This window comes from Thalassotalea agarivorans (assembly GCF_030295955.1).
GTDB lineage: Bacteria > Pseudomonadota > Gammaproteobacteria > Enterobacterales > Alteromonadaceae > Thalassotalea_D > Thalassotalea_D agarivorans.
In genome coordinates, this window is sequence record NZ_AP027363.1 from 1,282,467 (window position 1) to 1,299,328 (window position 16,862).

The 16,862-nt window shown below is 40.8% G+C and carries 13 protein-coding genes and 1 pseudogene; 8 read left to right on the forward strand and 6 right to left on the reverse strand.

Annotated elements, in window-relative coordinates:
• Positions 1 to 22 precede the first annotated feature (22 nt).
• Both ppnN and queF read right to left on the reverse strand, forming a co-directional pair.
• On the reverse strand, positions 23 to 1,369 hold the full coding sequence (ppnN, locus tag QUD85_RS06065) for a nucleotide 5'-monophosphate nucleosidase PpnN (protein ID WP_093329963.1): 1,347 nt from the start codon (positions 1,367 to 1,369) through the stop codon (positions 23 to 25).
• Between the two features lie 121 nt (positions 1,370 to 1,490).
• A complete protein-coding gene (gene queF, locus QUD85_RS06070) occupies positions 1,491 to 2,342 on the reverse strand; it encodes an NADPH-dependent 7-cyano-7-deazaguanine reductase QueF (RefSeq protein WP_093329965.1) in 852 nt (283 codons plus the stop codon).
• Positions 2,343 to 2,445: 103 nt separating this feature from the next.
• Here queF and syd point away from each other — a divergent pair, with 103 nt between their 5' ends.
• Positions 2,446 to 3,009 (forward strand): SecY-interacting protein, encoded by a 564-nt coding sequence (syd, locus tag QUD85_RS06075; RefSeq protein ID WP_093329967.1) that lies wholly within the window; start codon positions 2,446 to 2,448, stop codon positions 3,007 to 3,009.
• Between the two features lie 17 nt (positions 3,010 to 3,026).
• Here the strand turns inward: syd and QUD85_RS06080 are convergent, their stop codons facing one another.
• On the reverse strand, positions 3,027 to 3,329 hold the full coding sequence (locus QUD85_RS06080) for a hypothetical protein (protein ID WP_093329968.1): 303 nt from the start codon (positions 3,327 to 3,329) through the stop codon (positions 3,027 to 3,029).
• Positions 3,330 to 3,539: 210 nt separating this feature from the next.
• Between QUD85_RS06080 and QUD85_RS06085 the strand changes: the two are divergent.
• From QUD85_RS06085 to QUD85_RS06100, 4 genes and pseudogenes are all read left to right on the forward strand, one after another.
• Positions 3,540 to 3,911, forward strand: a pseudogene (locus QUD85_RS06085) (DUF3192 domain-containing protein).
• A gap of 169 nt (positions 3,912 to 4,080) precedes the next feature.
• Entirely contained in the window at positions 4,081 to 4,722 is a 642-nt protein-coding gene (locus tag QUD85_RS06090) for a GNAT family N-acetyltransferase (RefSeq protein ID WP_093329973.1), read from the forward strand.
• A 196-nt stretch (positions 4,723 to 4,918) separates the two neighbouring features.
• Positions 4,919 to 7,108 (forward strand): OsmC domain/YcaO domain-containing protein, encoded by a 2,190-nt coding sequence (locus tag QUD85_RS06095; RefSeq protein ID WP_093329976.1) that lies wholly within the window; start codon positions 4,919 to 4,921, stop codon positions 7,106 to 7,108.
• A 123-nt stretch (positions 7,109 to 7,231) separates the two neighbouring features.
• Positions 7,232 to 7,534: a DUF962 domain-containing protein gene (locus tag QUD85_RS06100; RefSeq protein WP_093329978.1), complete on the forward strand. Its 303-nt coding sequence runs from the start codon at positions 7,232 to 7,234 to the stop codon at positions 7,532 to 7,534.
• A 70-nt stretch (positions 7,535 to 7,604) separates the two neighbouring features.
• On the opposite strand, the gene QUD85_RS06105 is transcribed toward QUD85_RS06100, so the two are convergent.
• Positions 7,605 to 10,520, reverse strand: coding sequence for an nSTAND1 domain-containing NTPase (locus QUD85_RS06105; protein ID WP_093329980.1), 2,916 nt, complete (start codon positions 10,518 to 10,520; stop codon positions 7,605 to 7,607).
• Positions 10,521 to 10,792: 272 nt separating this feature from the next.
• On the opposite strand from QUD85_RS06105, the gene QUD85_RS06110 reads away from it, so the two are divergent.
• Entirely contained in the window at positions 10,793 to 11,431 is a 639-nt protein-coding gene (locus QUD85_RS06110) for a hypothetical protein (RefSeq protein ID WP_143047954.1), read from the forward strand.
• Positions 11,432 to 11,531: 100 nt separating this feature from the next.
• Here the strand turns inward: QUD85_RS06110 and QUD85_RS06115 are convergent, their stop codons facing one another.
• Positions 11,532 to 12,050: a PEP-CTERM sorting domain-containing protein gene (locus tag QUD85_RS06115; protein WP_093329985.1), complete on the reverse strand. Its 519-nt coding sequence runs from the start codon at positions 12,048 to 12,050 to the stop codon at positions 11,532 to 11,534.
• Positions 12,051 to 12,333: 283 nt separating this feature from the next.
• Here QUD85_RS06115 and rimO point away from each other — a divergent pair, with 283 nt between their 5' ends.
• Entirely contained in the window at positions 12,334 to 13,785 is a 1,452-nt protein-coding gene (gene rimO, locus QUD85_RS06120; RefSeq protein ID WP_093329988.1) for a 30S ribosomal protein S12 methylthiotransferase RimO, read from the forward strand.
• 48 nt (positions 13,786 to 13,833) lie between these two features.
• On the opposite strand, the gene dbpA is transcribed toward rimO, so the two are convergent.
• A complete protein-coding gene (dbpA, locus tag QUD85_RS06125; RefSeq protein WP_093329990.1) occupies positions 13,834 to 15,216 on the reverse strand; it encodes an ATP-dependent RNA helicase DbpA in 1,383 nt (460 codons plus the stop codon).
• 287 nt (positions 15,217 to 15,503) lie between these two features.
• Between dbpA and astB the strand changes: the two genes are divergently transcribed.
• Positions 15,504 to 16,838, forward strand: a complete 1,335-nt coding sequence (astB, locus tag QUD85_RS06130) for an N-succinylarginine dihydrolase (RefSeq protein ID WP_093329993.1) — start codon at positions 15,504 to 15,506, stop codon at positions 16,836 to 16,838.
• Positions 16,839 to 16,862 lie beyond the last annotated feature (24 nt).

Genomic DNA, 16,862 nt, shown 5'->3' on the forward strand with positions numbered 1-16,862 from the left:
GTAAACCGCTGCGGCTTTTATACTAGCTTCTTGCAACCTTGTAGCAAGGCACATACTCAGTGCCAGGTAGTTTCATCCGCTGTTGCTCAACAAACGACTGCAATAACTTATCCATAAGAGCCATGATACGCTCTTCACCAGAAATAATAAATGGTCCATTTTCTCTTATTGCTTTTATCCCTTCAGACTTCACATTACCAGCAACAATACCAGAGAAGGCACGCCTCAAATTTGCCGCTAGATGTGGCAATTCAATCGTTGAATCAATGGCTAAGCCCGCCATATTTTCATGAGTGGGTTCAAAGGGTTCTTGAAATTCTTTCTCAATTTCCAATGACCAATTAAAGTGAAAACCATCGCCGGTATCACGTCTGTGGTCGATAACGAGCTCTAGTTTTTTCTTCATATGATCAGCAACGGTTCTTGGCTCGTCGATGATAATTTCGTAAAGATCTTGTGCTTGTTTACCAAGTGTTGCGCCAACAAACGCGTCTATTTCTTCAAAATAGGGAGCGCTAGATTCAGGGCCGGTTAAAATGACAGGTAATTTTTGCTCGCTATTCTTCGGGTTTAACAAAATACCCAGTAAATAGAGCAGTTCTTCTGCGGTTCCCGCGCCACCCGGAAAAATAATAATACCGTGAGAGACCCTAACAAATGCTTCTAAACGTTTTTCAATATCCGGCATGATCACCAATTCATTGACAATGGGGTTAGGCGGCTCTGCGGCAATGATGCTTGGCTCCGTGAGTCCAAGGTATCGGCCCGTATATTTACGCTGTTTTGCATGCCCAATGGTTGCCCCTTTCATCGGGCCCTTCATAGCACCTGGGCCGCAGCCAGTACAGATGTTAAAGCCACGTAAACCAAGTTCATAACCCACTTGCTTAGTGTATTTGTATTCTTCTTGATTGATTGAGTGTCCGCCCCAACAGGTAACAAGGTTTGGCTCGGTTTCAGGCTTGATCATGCGAGCGTTACGCAGAATATCAAACACAATATGCGTGACGTGCTCTGTTTTTGTTTCCGCGCCTAAATAGCGAGAATGAATATATAAGATATCGCGCAAAACGGCAGAGAGTAATTCTTGTATACCACGGATAATTTTGCCGTCGACGAATGCTTCTTTAGGTGGGTTACATAACTCGAGCTTGAGACCACGTTCTCGACGGAGTAATTGAATATGAAATGTTTCAAATTGCTTGTAAATCGCTTCAGCGTCATCGGTGTTACTGCCCGAGTTTAAGACCGCCAAACTACAATTTCTGTAAAGATTATAAAGTTCACTGGTCGCTGATTGCTGTAAACGGTCGACTTCCATGTGTGAAAGTAAGTTCATAGAACCTACAGGATTGACTTGCGTGCGCATAAAACCCCTCCAAACAATGAGAAAGCCCAGGTGCTTTCTCTTAACCTCATCTTAACGCAAAAAAGGAATTGCTCAAGGTAAGGTTTTTGTTTTTTAAGCGTTTTCTAACGCTTAAAGGGAATTATTGCCTTAATGTACGTAAACTAGGCGCGCTCAAGTCTGCTGTGCTTCTGTATGGATTGATATCTAAACCGCCACGTCTTGTATAACGTGCATAGACAGTTAATGACGATAGCTCGAAATAATGTTGTAAGTCGCAAAATATTCGCTCAACACACTGCTCATGAAATTCATTATGTTGTCGAAACGAAATGATGTACGCCAATAATTTCTCGTTATCAATTTCCTTGCCTTGGTAATCGATATAAAGAGACGCCCAGTCTGGTTGATTAGTGATCAAACAGTTGGACTTAAGTAGATGACTAACCAAAGATACGCTGCGTATTTCTCCATCAATTGCTTGCGCCCCTTCGAGTAGCGATGGATTGAAGTCAAAATCGTCTATGTTGATATCTAAATCATCTATACACAGCGCTGTTGATTGGCCTATCTGCAATGCAGGGCAGTCATCGACCGCAAAAAGAGTAACTTGCACAGGTAGTTTTGCTACCTCACTTAAATCTTTTGTTAATGCATCTTTGACCGCATGCCAACTGTCGAAACGCGATTGATTAAAACTGTTTAAATAGAGCTTGAATGATTTTGATTCAACAATGTTTTCGCTTTCGCAAGGGAATCTAAATTCAGCGACCGCAACTATAGGCTTGCCTTTGGCGTTAAGCCAAGACAGTTCGTAACCATACCACACATCCTCGCCTTTAAATGGCAAATTGTCATTGGAGACATCAATATCATCACGATTTAAACTACGCGGTACTGCTTGCAAAATCTCTGGTTGATATTCGCTGACATAAGCGGTGGTTTTACCTAACGTCAAACCTTTTAACGCCTGACTATCTTTGTATTTGCTCATTTATTTCGTTTCCATTGCCAAGGACTGATGATGGCAGTTAAACTGATACCTTATTTTATAACAGTTAGCCGCTGTGGTTAATAAAAAATTAGCGCGAAGAAGTATGACTGACAATGCCACCAAAAACGCTGTAGTACAATTTACGCAGCAATACACCGAACAATTTGAACAAGCCCATGGACATTTGCCTGTTGCTGAAAAGGATGCGCAATGGCCATCGCCTTGTGAGGCCGGTGACAAAGACAATGAGTATTGTTTTTGGACACCTAAGCCGATAGCTGATGACATTAACTTCGACAATGTAGAACAAGCGCTTGAGTTGTCGTTTCATCAGGATATTAAAGATTACTTTCTCTCGGTCTATAGTGAAGACATTCACGCCAGTCATAGTGAAGGCCGTTTAAGTTTATTGTTTGCATGGAATCAAGACGATTTTGACCGACTACAACAGAATATTATTGGTCACATTCTAATGAAGCGTAAGCTTAAGCAAGCGGAGACTGTGTTTTTTGCGGTAACCGATCAAGAAGATATGATTTTGTCGGTGTTAAATAGTACGGGCGAGGTCTGGGTGGAGCAGGTTGGCAAAGAGCCTCACAAGAAAATAGCAGACTCACTTGCCGAATTTATGGCGCAACTAACGCCATATGTTGATACTTGGGACTAGCACTCACAGTTATCACATTACTTTTTTAACTGCGCTTCCATACGACTGATTCTGTCTTCGATCGCGGTTAAACGATTGAGAATTTGACTCAGTATATCACTGTCACTACCTGTGCTTGCTTCCTCAACTGTTTGTTTTTCGGCTACAGGTGCGTTGGTTGCTATATTGTCTGGTTCATGTTGCCAGCTTTTCATTGCTTGTATAATAGTAGGTAAGGGAACATTACCCGTTACTCTGCTTTTTACCAAGGCAGTCGTTGGCTGCTTTCCTTCGTTTTTAAGCTTGTTGGCAATTTGATGTATGTCATTAATTGATGTCATAGCGGTTAAACCTTATACAGATTTGGTCAATTCGGCTGTGTAAATTTCGCTAGATGTTAGTCTATTTCACTAAAACTAGTAAGCTGTTTTTTTGAAGTTGTATTTAAATGGCAATAAATTCAATGGGTTAAAATTTTGGCAAGGTGTTTGCTGTATCTAGTTGCAATGATAATTAATTGATTTATTCAAAAAGAGTAAGAGAGAGTTAACATGAAAAAGTCTTTAATAGCCTTAGTGCTTGTAGCGCCATTAGCATTATCTACTACAGGGTGTGTGTTTGCTGTAGGCACCGGCAGTGACAAGGAATATAGCAACAGTGATTTTGAACGAATTCAAGATAACAACAGAGAAAAACTTGCTCGCGTAGCGGTGAACGATTCACTCGATAGCGTTATGAAGCTATTTGGTACGCCTAACTTTAATGAGGTATATCAAAAAGACGGTGAAAGCATTTAAGTGCTTTACTATAGAACACACCGTAAACATAAAGATGGCTTAACCACTAAAGATGAGTGTACGCCACTTATATTTAAACAAGGTAAACTGGTTGCTTGGGGCGAAACAGCTTACAAAATGATGTAAAAATCAATAAGTTAATAATGATATAAGGGCGCTTTTTGCGCCCTTTTTTATATTGCTATGCACAATATTTGACCAATGTTAATGTTAGTTGCTATGTTTATAAGTCCGCTGTTGAACCTGCACTTATGTTCATGCGTATAAAAATAATCATAATAAACGGGGAGAGGACATGACAGACGTTGTAACTGAAAAACCGCAAACAGATATTCGCGCAGCCTATCTTGGCGCAGAAGACTTAAAGCTAGCAGCATCACTTTTATATCAAGCCTACCACGACGATCCCGTATTTTTAGAAATCTTCAATGGTCAACGTGACGACTACGAGCAACGTTTACGCGCTTCTATTCGAGAGGAGCTTGGCGCATTTTGGCAGGCTAAACAACCTATCATTGGCCTATACTTAGGCGAAGCTATGGTCGGTGTAGCATGTTTAAACGGCCCTGATGACGGTTTAGGCAGCGAACGATTCTGGCACTGGCGCCTAAAAATGTTGCTAAGCGCAGGTTACGTTAGTACCAAACAATTAATCGAGAAAGAGGAAATTATCCTCTCCTCTGTGCCGCTTGATAAGTTTCATATGTTGTCGTTTATTGCTGTGCACCCGCTACATCAACAACATGGCTTAGGACAATATCTTATGGCCGCGGTGAATACGGTGCTAAGTGAGCACCCAGATAGTGAGGGTGTTGCTGTTTATTCTACGATGGATAAATATCAACGCTTTTTTGAAAGCGTGGGCTACGATTTTATACAAGATGTAGAAGTGGGGAACGTTTCTGGCGCGCTAATGGTGCAGCATAGACATCAATAGTATGGGGCAATAAGAATACATCGTTGTATTTATGCCTGCTTAAATAGGTCGACAATAAGAAATTATTGTCGGCTTTTTTGTTTTTTAAACAATAGATGACACTTTTTTCAAGACTAATGCCGCTAAAAAGCCGATAATACGCTATACCCGTTAACGCACTTAACTCGCGATCCGCGTTTGACTATGAGACTTTCCGATGGAAATAAATGTAAATTTTCTTGATAACTTGAGATTAGAAGCAAAATTTGATGATTTTAGCGTTATTGCTGATCAACCTATTCGTTATAAAGGTGACGGTAGTGCGCCGAGCCCTTTTGATTATTTTCTAGCTTCTTCTGCGCTTTGTGCGGCGTATTTCGTCAAGGTGTATTGCAATGCAAGAGATATATCTACCGACAATATCAAAGTATCTCAAAACAATATTGTTGACCCTGAAGATCGTTATAACCAAGTCTTTCAAATAGACGTTGAGTTACCTGAGACGATTTCTGAAAAAGATCGTCAAGGTATTTTGCGTTCGATTGATCGTTGTACAGTAAAAAAAGTGGTTCAAACCAATCCTACCTTCAAGGTTAATGCTGTAGAAAGCCTAGCAGATAACAACGAAGCTATGCTGATGGTTGATGTCGGTGAACATAGTGAAACATACATTTTAGGTAAAGACTTACCACTTGAGAAAACGATCGAAAATATGACGTCGATTTTGTCGAGCCTCGGTATGAAAATAGAAGTTTCGTCTTGGCGTAATATCGTGCCCAATGTTTGGTCTTTACATATTCGTGATGCTCAGTCGCCAATGTGTTTTACCAACGGTAAAGGCGCAAGTAAGGAAAGTGCGCTATGTTCAGCGTTAGGTGAGTTCATTGAACGTTTAAGTTGTAACTTCTTTTACAATGACCAGTTTTTTGGTGAAGAGATTGCCAATAGCGAGTTTGTTCATTACCCCAATGAAAAGTGGTTTGCACTGACCGAAGATGACAGTTTACCTGAAGGGATACTCGACGAATATACTCGCGCTATTTACAACCCAGATGACGAGCTATATGGTTCAAACTTAATTGATACAAATTCAGGCAATTTTGAACGTGGTATTTGCAGCTTGCCTTATACCCGCGCGTCTGATGGCGAAACGGTTTACTTTCCTTCAAACCTTATCGAGAACTTATTTTTAAGCAATGGCATGAGCGCGGGTAACAACCTACATGAAGCGCAAGTCCAATGTTTGTCAGAAATTTTTGAACGCGCTGTAAAGCGACAAATTATCGAGCAAGAAATTTCATTACCTGATGTGCCAGAGCAGGTTTTAGCGAAATACCCTGCTATTCAGGCAGGGATCGCTGGCCTAGAAGCACAAGGTTTTCCTGTGGTGGTAAAGGATGCTTCGCTTGGCGGAAAATTCCCGGTTATGTGTGTCACCTTGATGAATCCGAAAACAGGTGGTGTATTTGCATCATTTGGCGCTCATCCAAGTTTTGAGGTTGCGTTGGAGCGCAGTTTAACTGAGTTGCTACAAGGCAGAAGCTTTGAAGGGTTAAACGACGTACCTAAACCAACGTTTAGCAGTGAAGCGGTTGCTGAACCAGAAAACTTTGTGGAACATTTTATTGATTCTACCGGTGTTATATCGTGGCGATTTTTTAGTGCGAAACATGATTATAGTTTCTGTGAGTGGGATTTTTCGGGCAGCAACGAGGAAGAATGTCAGCAACTAATGGCCATTCTTTCTAAGTTAGGTAAAGAGTCATATATGGCGGTATACGAAGATTTGGGCGCTACCGCTTGTCGTATTTTAGTACCAGATTTTTCTGAGGTATATCCAGTCGAAGACCTTATCTGGGACAACACTAACAAAGCGTTAGAGTATCGAGAAGATATCCTTAATTTGCACCGTCTAAGTGATGAGCAGTTAGAAAGTTTGTTTCATCGTTTAGAGGATAGTCAATTAGACAATTATATTGATATTCGTACCCTGATAGGCATCGAATTTGATGAAAATACGGTTTGGGGTCAGCTGACAATATTAGAACTCAAAATTCTTATCGCACTTGCACTGGGCGCATTTGAAGAAGCCTATGATATGGTTGGAGAGTTTTTGCAATACAATGACAATACCGTAGAGCGAGGCTTGTTCTATCAAGCGATGCACCTAGTTTTAGAAATAGCATTAGATGAATCTTTAGAGCTAGAAGATTATTTAGACAGCTTTAATCGTATGTATTCAGAAGATGTGATGGCGCAAGTGGTTGGTTCGTTAACCGGAGAGGTAACATTTTCTGGCCTTACAGAAACCAGTATGGCACTGGAAGGCATAGAGCCTCACCTAAGACTCATTGAAAGCTATAAGAAACTTCATGCAGCACGCGCTAATGGTGGTATAACGCGTTAATTTGCAGATGGCCAAGGTTAATCCCCTTGGCCTTTGGGCAATTTTTACTATGCGATAAAGATTTATTCCCAGCACATTTCTTGTTACTGTACTTTTGATACATCAATCAAAAAGACGTACCTCATGGAAAAGCAATACAAAACGTTTAAAGAATTTTATCCTTTTTACTTGTCACAACACGAAAACAAAACAAGCCGCTATTTGCACTATATCGGTACAAGTTTAGGGTTGGTATTGTTCGTCTATGCACTTGTCGTACAAAACCCTTGGTTGTTGTTAGTTTCTTTTGTTTGTGGATATGGATTTGCTTGGGTGGGCCATTTCTTCTTCGAGAAAAACAAACCTGCGACTTTCCAATACCCTTGGTATAGCTTCCTAGGTGACTGGGTGATGTTATGGCAGTTTTTAACGGGCAAACGTCGATAGTCGTTAGTTTTTTACAATAACTCGGCAACCTGTATAGTGCTTTAATAGTTATACTTGTTATAGCGCAATGCTATTCTGTCCCTGCTTCAATGCTAATCACTTCATCGAGTTTTCGCTTGGTGAGTAGGGTGTTTTTGTGAGATTCGCCAAGTATAGCTTTTCGTTGCTGCCAAGTTTCTGTCAGTAATAATCTTGCTTGGTTACTTTTTCCCGTTTCAATGTAGAGTTCACCTAGGTAATGTTTTGAGCTTAGTACTTCGGGATGGTCAGTTCCCATCACGCGAGAAGAGGCATCTATATGTCGAGTAAAAAGCTTTTCAGCGTTGTCATATTGGTTAGTCGCTAGCTGAGTTATCGCTAGTCTTCGCATGCAATGTAGCGTGTATGGATTGTTTAATTGGGCTTTTTCTAGCCAAGTTTCATAGCACTGTGAGTAGTAGCTTTCTGCTTTTGAATACATGTTTTGTGCAAAATACAAGTCACCCAAGTTTTCAAGTGAGTACAAAGTATGGTTGTGGCTTGCACCAAATAGCGTTTTTCGACGGTGGTAAACATCTAAAAATATAGCTTCTGCTTCATCGTAGTTTTTTTGATCCAGATAATAGGTGGCAAGATTGTCTAATGCGCCTAAAGTATCCTTATGTTCTTCTCCAAACAACAGTTTGCTCACCTCAATCGTTTCTATAATTCTTGCGTATTCGCCTGTAGGATCGGATTTAAGCACACTTAACCGACTTAAAGTAAACAGCAAGCCAAGGTAATCTTCATCTCTTGTTAAATTATTATCTTTGTATATGCGGAATCCCTTATTTAGGTGATATTCCGCCGGTTTAATTTTACCAAGATCAATGTAAATCACGCCAAGTGTTTTGTGTAATAGCGCATCAACATAGAGTTGTTGAATAGTGCTCTTTTCATTTTTATCGTTAAGTTGTTCACTTGCATTAGCCAAGACATCTTCTAATAGGAGGTCTTTTCCTTGCGCCTCATAGGGGCTCTCGGCGGTTAGTATTTTGGTTAAAAACTTTGATATGGCTTTAGTTCGCTGACTTTGCGTTAGTGCAGTATCACGTTCAAACCTCACTTGCTTTGCTTGAAACCAAGTGGAGATGCTAAAGGCGATTAACGCAACAACTGCAGTGGCTAATACATACTTTTTTCTACTTTGGTAGCGTTTTGATTTTGCGATAAATTCAAGCTCTGCCTTACTTAGCGTAATTTCCGAGCGATCCATTAAGTCAATGCAGTCAAGCACCTTCTTTTTAGAATTCAACAAGGCGTCCGACGCTTTACCGCTTTCCAACCAAAAAGCACAATTTTCCGCAAGTTGCTCTCTGGTCTGAATAGCGCTGGCATTGTCATTTAACCATTGTTTTATTCGTTGCCAGTGTTTGAGCAAAGCTTCATGCGCTATGGTAATGTATTGCACCGGCTCTCCTCGAGCGTTTTGTATCAATGATACAAACAACTGAGCATCTAAGAATCGTTGAATAAATTGTTTTTCCAACGCTGTTTTGAATGCGGTTATCGGTACTTTTCGCGCTGTCACAGCATGTTTGTTTTTATGATCCACCTGGATTAACGCATGCATGATGTTATTCCAACAGCCTTGTGTTTTTTTAGGTAGGCTGGTGAACACTTTTTCCGCTTGCTTCGCGATAGCGCCTTCTATTCCACCAATTTGATGATAAACATTCATTGTTAATTGGTTGTCTTTGCTGCGTTTTTGATAGAGTTGATCTAAGGTGTATTCAAGCAGCGGCAGCGCATCTGGGTTCTTAACCGCGGTATCTAGCAATATATCGTCCAATTGCACACCTGACTTTGCATCCTGTTCAAAAGTAAGGCCTGCGGCAATAGCAGGGTTTCTTATCATCCTTGTGATTTCTGTTGGTGTTGGTGGCTGCAAATCATATTGGCTACCAGCATCTTTTAATTCAGTGAATCCTTTTATAGCTGTGCATTCTGCATAAAAATCATTTCTAAGTAGCGCCACACATAAAATATGCTCGTGCAGGGCTAATTGCTTAATGCAAAGTACTAAATGCTCTTTGGCGGCTGTCGTTAGGTTTTCATCAAGTAAAAACTGTTCAAATTGGTCTAAAACGAGCAAACAATAAGAGGTGGTTGGTTTTTTTTCATGGGCACTGGATAGCTCAATGCTATCTGGAGAAGTTGATATATTAGTCGGTAATGCAATTCCCGCATTAATGCGTTCTGGGCTTCGTTTAACCTCTTTAATAAACTTGTCGAGAGAAATGCTTTCCTTTAGCAATGACATGGCTTCTAGTGCATTTACAAGTGTAACGGTTGGCGACTCGTGAATACTTTGACTGGGCATCACGATATGGTGTTTGACCACATTAAGCGGAAAAAGCCCTTTCTCTTTGCTTAATTGTGGCAGGACCCCCGCTCTGATTAAAGAGGACTTACCACTACCGCTTTTACCCAGAACTAAAAGAAAGTGGCATTGTTTTTCTATACAAAGGGTTAGATGATGAACTACGTCAGCTATAGCTGCTGTTCTGCCAAAATAGACCGCCGCATGTTTATTCTCAAACGTATTCAAGCCCAAATATGGAGAGCCATCATTCCATTTTTTAAGGGGGGTACGCTGCGAGAGGTCAGGGCCATCGTCAGGGAAATCGACATTAGCGATAATTTTATACCCCCGACGATAGATGGTTTCTATGTAGCTCGGGTTTTTAGCATCGCAGCCAAGTTTCTTTCTCAGACCCGCGATGCATTTTTGCACAGGGGCGTCACCATAAAAAGTGCCTGCCCAACAAGCGGTCAGTAATTGTTCTGCACTAATGGTTTGCCCAGCATGCTGGCAAAGGTAAATCAGTACATCCATCATTTTAGGTTCGATGGTGTAGCACTTTCCATTGCTAATGAGCTGATTAGAACCACTATCAACGGTCCAAGCGCCTAGCTTAAACGAATATTGTTTCTCTGCTTTACTAACGGGACCTTTAGCATCCATTCGAATTGTTGCCTATATGCAGTGTATGTAACTATTAAAGTCTAATGTCTTCGTTTTGTCATGCCCTGGTATTGCGTGGCAATGTCATAGTTTCTAGTTTTTTATATCACTGAAATGCAGTATTTTTCTACTAAATCTATGATTGGTAAGGAAATCGTAAGGTTTAACTTAAATGGTTAGAAAACCGTAAGTCATTTTTTAACAACCTGAACAATACTGAATTGAGCAGATAGGAGTAGCTAAGCAAAATTTTAGGTTTTATGGAGGAAGTCATGAAGTATTTAATATGTTTCGTTGTATTAGTTATCAACTCAGTCGCTTTGGCACCCGCTCAAGCTGAGCAAACTACCTTAGAAATAGCACCGGTATGGAGTATGGATTCATCCTTACAGGCAACATTTGTCGAGCAGCATCAAACGTATTATTTAATAGTTAAGGACAAGGAAGGCAACTCAGTATCCGAACACCTCGTATCAAGGAGTAGCAATCTTTCGGATATCTCTTGGGCACACGATAACAACCACTTAAGTTTTGTTGAAAACAATAACCGTTTATGGCTGCTCAATTTAAAAACAAATGCATTATCATTAATTGCATTTAACCAAAGTGAACAAGCAAAGGATAGCCAAGACATACCAGCGTTTAACGTGCAATGGTCGCCACAGGGTAATTGGATTCAGTATTTATCTAAAACGCCTAACAGAACGTCTGCTAAAGTTTATTCTCTCGATCGCCGCCGCTCTTTTACTATCCCTGTCAACGCAGAGCAGATAGCATCAATCAACTGGCATAGCCAGGAAAGTCAATTAGTCGTTAATACAGATGATGGAAATAATGTGGAAAGCGAATTGATGGTACAAGGCATCAAACTACTTGTTAATCCACAGACTCAATTGGTAAAAGCCTATTAGGCTGGCAAAGGCAAACTTAGCAATAGCTATCAGGGGTATGCTAGCAATAAAAAAGCACCATTATTTGGTGCTTTTTAACAATCTAAAAACGTATGAATAATTACTGATTTAATTTTCGTGACATCAGCCCCAAAATACCTAATACAAAAATCGCTAGGGTTGAAGGTTCAGGAACCGGAACGCCGGTAGTTGTAACAAGAAAAACTGAACGTTCGTCTGATGATCTGACATCACCACCCGATATCGATACAACACCTGGGAAGTTAATATCCGTAGGGTTTGTTCGATTGATTTCACTGATTATTAAGTCTAGTTCTGTAATTACGCCATCGCTAAAAATTAACCATGGGTATTGAGGATAATCTGTGTCATTAGTGTTAGTGAAAATTTGACCTAGCAAGTTCAAGGTCATGGTAAACTCTGTTCCTTCTAAAGTTTCCTCACCGACTCCCGATAGTAGATCATCGTCAAATTCAACCGACAAAGATCCCGTGGCTCCCACTGCGACACCAGAAACTATCGCAACGTCTAATTCTTCAGTAATTAAACCTGCATTAGCAATACTACTTAATGACAAAAACAAACTTGCCAAGACCGCTTTTAACATTTTTAACTTCATAGTACTTCCCTTTGAAATACGTTCATTGAAATAGAATGGTAATGCTTATGGTTATTCGCTTGAATGTCAGCATTAATCGTACCAAGACGTAAAAATCCTTAATTTACATTGTGATAGTGATATAGATAAAACGCGAAAACTATAATGTGTAAAAGAATTGGACACTTCTGCAAACGTAACGCTATACCATTTGCTTGATACGTTTCGTTCACTAACCAAATACTTTGCTGTATAATTTGCCCTCTCAAAAGCACTGCTAACCATTGATTTAATAAAGACACGCATGACTGTTGAACAATTCGACCCGAACAAAACATCACCCAAAGCTCAATCTGACATTAAGCAGACCACTACACTAGATACGCCTAACCAAGTCATCGCAGAGCAAGCGAGTCAGGTAGGTCATAGCCAAACACAGGGCAGCCGTATTGGCTTTGTTAGCCTTGGCTGTCCCAAAAACTTGGTAGATTCTGAGCGGATACTGACCCAACTTCGTACCGAAGGGTATGATGTTGTGCCAAGTTATGATGATGCCGATTTAGTGATAGTAAACACCTGTGGTTTCATCGATAGTGCTGTGCAAGAGTCGCTCGACACCATTGGCGAAGCGCTCAACGAAAACGGTAAAGTGCTTGTAACGGGCTGCTTAGGTGCCAAAGAAGATGAGATTACTGAAATTCATCCCAATGTATTAGGTGTCACGGGTCCTCATGCTTATGAAGAAGTATTGACGCAGGTGCATAGCCATGTTGCCAAGCCTAAACACAACCCGTTTACCGATCTTATTCCTGATCATGGTGTTAAGTTAACGCCTAAACATTTTGCTTACTTAAAAATATCGGAAGGCTGTAACCACCGTTGTACTTTTTGCATCATTCCTTCCATGCGTGGCGACCTTGATTCTCGTCCAATTGGCAGTGTTCTAAGTGAAGCAAAACGTTTAGCTGATGCTGGCGTAAAAGAATTATTGGTGATTTCACAGGATACATCTGCCTACGGCGTAGATGTAAAGCACAAGACTGATTTCTGGGATGGCATGCCGGTTAAAACGCATATGAAGGCGATGTGTGAACAACTCGCTAAACTCGGTATTTGGGTGCGCCTACACTATGTTTATCCATACCCGCACGTAGACGATATTATTCCACTGATGGCAGAGGGAAAAATACTGCCTTACTTGGACATTCCTTTTCAACATGCAAGTAAGCGTATCTTAAAGCTTATGAAACGCCCTGGTAGCTCAGACAGAGTGCTAGAGCGTATTAAAAAATGGCGAGAAATTTGCCCTGAATTAGTGATACGTTCTACTTTCATTGTCGGCTTTCCAGGTGAAACAGAAGAAGAGTTTGAAGAGCTGCTCGACTTTTTAAGAGAAGCGCAACTAGATCGCGTTGGCTGCTTTAAATACTCACCTGTTGAAGGCGCAACTGCCAATGATTTGCCAGATCATGTACCTGAAGAAATACAGGAACAGCGTCTGCAACGCTTTATGCAAGTGCAAGCGGAAATCAGTGCCGCTAAACTGCAAGCGCGCATCGGCCAAGAGTATTTGGTGCTTATTGATGAAGTAACAGACATTGGTGCAGTAGGGCGTTCTTATATGGATGCACCAGAGGTAGATGGAAAAGTTCACCTTAGCGATGAGTTTGACGTTAAACCAGGCGAGCTTGTTTGGGTACAAATCATTCATGCCGATGAGCATGACGTTTGGGGCGTAAAAGTAGACGACGAATAATTACTTATGTAGCACGAGCGAATATGCTCTTCGCTCGTGCTTTAATAGTTATCTAATTTGTCGCGCTCTAAATTTTCTCCCTTTCATTTTCTCATTCGTAATCAAGGCGAGCGCTTTTCTTGCTACTGGTTTAGCTATCGCCACAAAGGCAGTATTGCTGAACATATGAATTTTTCCTACATCATCGCCTTTGATTTGTTTACTTGAGGTTAGAGCGCCTAAAATATCGCCAGGGCGTAACTTTTGTTTTTTTCCTGCATCAATTTGAATCGTTGTCCATTGGGCTGACAGTGGTTTGCAAGATTCAGAAATCGTTGGCAAAGGCTCGGTTTCGAATGGCTGCTTCATATATTCTTCAAGTCGAAGCAACTTTGGAATTTCTTTGTCAGAAATTAATGTGCAGGCCAAACCATGGCTGTCGCCGCGGCCTGTTCTACCGATACGATGCACGTAAACTTCACTATCTTTGGGCAGATGGTAATTTATAACAAGTTCAACGTTGTCTATGTCTAACCCACGTGCAGCAACGTCAGTGGCAACAAGTATTCGCGCACTTTTGTTCGCAAACTGGACCAGTGTTTGGTCTCTGTCTCGTTGCTCTAGATCACCATGCAATGCAACACAGCTATATCCGCTATTTACCAATGCATTGGCAACGGCGCTCGTTTCTGCCTTCGTTGTACAAAAGATTACACTGGCAACGGGTTGGTAGGTATTTAACAATATTTCAAGCGCCGATAATCGTTGTTCGTTGCCAGAAACTTGGAAAAAGTGTTGGTCAATCGAGGCGCTTTGATGAAGAGATTCTTCTTTCACTGTCTCAGGATTATTGAGGATACTAGCCGCTATCTGTTGTATTTGTTTCGGGTAGGTTGCACTAAACAGCAAGGTTTGGCGTTTTCTCGGACACTGATTAATGATGTTATCTAAAGCATCTTGAAAACCCATGTCTAACATGCGATCAGCTTCGTCTAACACAAGGGTGTTCAGGTGATTCAAATTAAGTGTTCCTCTACTTAAATGATCTTCTATTCTTCCTGGTGTACCTACAATAATATGAGCACCATGTTCCAACGACCCTTTTTGAGGGCCAAATGGCATACCCCCACATAAGGTAAGTACTTTAATATTGTGTATGGTACGAGCCAAACGTCTAATCTCCTTTGCTACCTGATCGGCAAGTTCACGCGTCGGACACAAGACCAATGATTGGATACGAAACAAGCTTACGTCTAGGTTTTGTATAACGCCTAAGCCAAACGCGGCAGTTTTTCCAGATCCTGTTTTTGCTTGGGCAATTATATCTTTACCATTGATAATATGTGGTAGAGAAGAAGCCTGAATAGCGGTCATTTGGTGGAAGCCTAAGCTATCTAGGTTTTGGATAAGCGCCGACTTTAAAGGCAGTGATGAAAACGAAAGAGTAGACAAGTGAGAGTCTCAACATAGAAATGTAATTCCTATATTGTACGCACTAATGGCTTAAACGACTAATTTAATACATTTTGTCTAAATCCAATTATTCCTATTAATTTTTTTAAGTGCAGGGGTACAAATTATTCACGCCGTTGAACATGACGTTTGAGGCGTAAAAGGAGATGACGAAGAATAACGAACAAATTTTAAACAAATGATAAAGTTTCATTAATAAAAGCCGCTTTTGAGGCTTTTTTTGTGCTAAATTTGGTTAAAGTACTGATATAAAAGAACACAAAAATATGTCATCTATAGAAGCCAATTTTGATGGTTTAGTGGGGCCAACGCATAATTATGCAGGCCTAAGTGAAGGCAACGTTGCCTCCCTTAATAATGCGCAATCGATTTCAAGTCCTAAAAAAGCGGCTAAACAGGGATTAGCTAAAATGAAGGCCCTTCATGATATGGGCTTTGTGCAAGGTGTATTAGCACCACAAGCTAGGCCAGATATCGGCGTGTTAAGGCGTGTAGGTTTTGGCGGTAACGATCAGCAAGTGTTAGAAAAAGCGTATAAGCATGCGCCGGTATTGTTATCTGCTTGTTTTTCCGCTTCAAGCATGTGGACAGCCAATGCAGCCACCGTATCACCATCAGGGGATACGCAAGACGGCAAGATTCATTTTACCCCAGCAAACCTAACGAATAAGTTTCATCGTTCTATCGAGCCAAAAACAACGGGCAATATTTTAAAAGCGGTATTCAATGACGAAGCGACCTTTAGTCATCATGAACACCTGCCAGAAAACGATCATTTTGGTGATGAAGGTGCGGCAAATCATACGCGTTTGTGCCAAGACTACGGCAAACAGGGCATCGAAATTTTTACTTTTGGTCGCTATGCCTTTAATCGCAGTATGCCAAAGCCTACAATTTTTCCTGCAAGGCAAACCAAAGAAGCGAGTGAAGCGATAGCTCGATTGCACCAATTGAACGAAAAAAATACGGTGTACGTTCAGCAAAATCCTGATGTGATTGATCAAGGAGTGTTTCACAACGATGTTATAGCGGTTGGAAATCGCAATGTCTTGTTTTATCACGAACAAGCGTTTTTAAATACTGACCAGTTTAAGCAACAACTTCAGGAACGATTTGAAGAACAACTGTATTTTGTAGAAGCGCCAACCGAGCAGGTTAGTGTGGAAGATTGTGTCAGCTCTTATTTATTTAATACACAGCTTGTGTCTCACAATGACAACGAGATGAGCATTATTGCGCCAATGCATTGTAAAGAGAATGAAGCGGTTTACCGCTACTTGCAGAGTGTTGTTCAAGCGGATAACCCGATTTCCAATGTGCACTATTTCGATGTTAACGAAAGTATGAAAAACGGTGGCGGCCCAGCATGTTTGAGGCTACGCGTTGCGTTAACAGAAAATGAAGTTAACGCCGTTAACCCACAATGTTTACTTAACGACGACTTGTTTAATCGATTAAACCAGTGGATTGATAAATACTATCGCGATCAATTAGCGTTTTCAGACCTAAAAGATGGAAATTTATTAAAAGAATCGTACGATGCACTTGACGAATTAACCAAGATTTTGAATATTGGTAATGTCTATTCTTTCCAGCAATAACGTAGGATAGATACAGGTTGAATA